Source organism: Lactobacillus delbrueckii subsp. delbrueckii DSM 20074 = JCM 1012 (genome assembly GCF_001433875.1).
GTDB classification, from domain to species: Bacteria; Bacillota; Bacilli; order Lactobacillales; family Lactobacillaceae; genus Lactobacillus; species Lactobacillus delbrueckii.
The window spans coordinates 1-2,469 of the sequence record NZ_AZCR01000011.1; the positions used below are offsets into that span (position 1 = coordinate 1).

At 52.0% G+C, this 2,469-nt stretch carries 2 protein-coding genes and 1 tRNA gene; all 3 read right to left on the reverse strand.

All coding sequences use genetic code 11. The features are described from left to right. Nucleotides 1-326 precede the first annotated feature (326 nt). Nucleotides 327-401: transfer RNA gene (locus FD23_RS03055), tRNA-Arg, on the reverse strand. A 61-nt stretch (nucleotides 402-462) separates the two neighbouring features. After that, a complete protein-coding gene (locus FD23_RS03060) occupies nucleotides 463-1,782 on the reverse strand; it encodes a PTS sugar transporter subunit IIC (protein ID WP_052933572.1) in 1,320 nt (439 codons plus the stop codon). Further along, nucleotides 1,775-2,469: helicase-related protein (locus FD23_RS10220; RefSeq protein WP_236743866.1), on the reverse strand; the 695-nt coding region annotated here is incomplete at its 5' end. The genes FD23_RS03060 and FD23_RS10220, both read right to left, overlap by 8 nt.

The following is a 2,469-nucleotide window of genomic DNA, read 5'->3' on the forward strand; positions in this document are numbered from 1 at the left end:
CTTCTTCCTGCGGTTAATGGAACTATCGCGGAAAGCTTTCTAAGTCTCTCAGTCATTTACACAAGTTTTTATACTGAACCCATATAGTCTCCGCCTCCTAACGGTAGAAAATTATAATTACATTGACACAGATTATGAGATATCTAATATAGTTTAATTTATATCTCATAAAATGATATCTTGAATTATAGAGGAAGCTCCCGTCCTTTGCAATGCTGTTCGTTTACCAAAATTAAAAGCAAAGAGCAATAAGCTAAGGCGGAAAAAGTATGAAAAAAGCAGCAAAAGGCAAAAAGAAAACCCCTCACTTCCGTGAGGGGCAGATATGACCCGGGCGAGATTTGAACTCGCGACAACCTGGTTTAGGAAACCAGTGCTCTATCCAACTGAGCTACCAGGCCATACAACACATTTTATTCTACAAAAAATGTGTTGAAAAAGCTAGTGCTTTCGCTTAAGTCATTAGTATTGCGGCATGAAAAAACGGCGGGGTTCATCCGTCTGCCCAATCTGGTCAGCCGCCTTGACAAAGGGCAACCAAATCAAGACCGCGATGACCAGGTTGACCGAGGACAAGACCAGGGCCCGCCAGTCATAGTTAGTGACCAGATAAGGGCCGATGACCGGGGGCATGATATTAGGCACCGAAGCCTGGACCCGATTGATCCAGCCCAGCTTGGTCGCCAGATAAGCCAAGGAAACATTGGCTAAAGGAGCCAGGGTAAAAGGCAAAAAGCAGACCGGGTTCAAGATGATCGGCAGCCCATAGAGCATGGGCTCATTGACGTTGAAGACAGCCGGAGCCAGGGCCACCTTGGCCAAAGTCCGCTGGTCCCCCCGCTTGGAGGTCAGCAAAATCGCGATGACTAAAGGCAGGCAGACCCCATTGGCGCCAAAGACCACAAAAGAAGTATTGGTCCACAGATACGGGATCTTGTGGCCGTTAGCCGCCGCCAAAAGGTTGGCGTTTTGGGCCGTAGCCCAGATCGACCCGACAACCGGAGCTAAGGCACTGGCCCCATTGATCCCGAAGAACCAGAAGAGCTGGGTCAAAGCCGTAATGGCAATCACCATGATAAAGCCCTGGCCCAGTTTCAAAAGTGGCAGCTGAATGATCTCTAAGAGCCAGTCGCCAAAATACTGGCCGGTAATGGTCTGGAAAAGATAGTTCAGCCCGCCCACGATAAAGAGGGCAAGCATGACCGGGATCGCTGCTTCAAAGGCCGCGATCTGGGCCGGGGGCATGGCCGTCTGGATATGCAGGCCCAGCCGGGCCTTGACCCCCAGGATGTACAGGGCCACGCCCAGGCCGCCAAAAAGAATTGCCGTAAACATCCCTGTCGTTGACAGCTGCTTGATGTTAAAAGCCTGGTCCAGCTTAATCCGCTTATTCCCCTGCATGAGGTAGGAATAGTTGGCAATGCTCATCATGAAAGAACAAAGAGCCGTCATCGCCCCGGCCAAGGGGTCCACCTCACAGGCCTTGGCCAATTGGTAGCCCCAGCTGAGGACGAAGAAGAGGGCAAACATGGCCACGCTCCCCCGCCAGACGAAGTTGCAGATGGAGATCGATGGCTGCATGAGCTGGTAAAAAACATGCCAGCCCCAGTTGCGGTTGGCGGCAATGATGAGGCTCTTGATTAAAACCGCCACCGACCCGGTCAAACTGATCGGCAGGGTGGAAATAAAAGCATCCCTAAGGGCCACCAGCCAGCGGACCGAGGCCAGATTATTGGCCAAGGGCAGCAGGTGCCGCTCCAGCCAGTCAATCACGCTATTCACTTTGCTTCTTCCCCTTCAGATAATGCGGGTGATAACCCTTGTTCTTGTTTTTCTTCTTGGACTTCTTTTTCTTCTTAACTGGCTGCTCAATTACAGCTGGCTTGTCTTTGTCTTCAGCCTTTTCCTTCTTGACCGGCTTTTCTTTACTCAAGTGGTAGCCGGCAAAGTAGACCCGGTCGACGGTCACTTCCCCTTCCAAAAGCTTCTTCAGCTTGCGCAGGTCGTGGTCGTTACCCAGAGACACCACCTTGCCTTCCTGCTGCATCCGGCCGGTCCGGCCTGCCCGGTGCATGTAGGTGTTGGCATCAGTCGGGATTTCGTAGTTAACCACATAGGTTAGTTTTGGAATGTCCAAGCCCCGGGCCGCCAGGTCAGTGGCCAAGAGCAGCTTGACCTTCCCCTTGGCCAGGTCCCGGATGGCCCGCTGGCGCTTGTCTTTTGAGAAATTATTGGCCAAAACTTCAAAGCGGGTCTTGCTGTGGGCAAAAATTCTGGCAAAGCGCAGCATTCCCTCATTTGAGTCAAAGAAGAGCAGGCCCCGGAAGCCGTCCAGCTTACACAAGCGCTGCAGGTATTCCAGCTTGTGCTCATTGTCCACCTGCAAAAAGACGTGTTCAGTCTGGCTGCCCTGGTCGGGGCGGACGTCGACTAAAAGGAAGTGGCGGGCAAAAATTCCTTCCGCCTCTT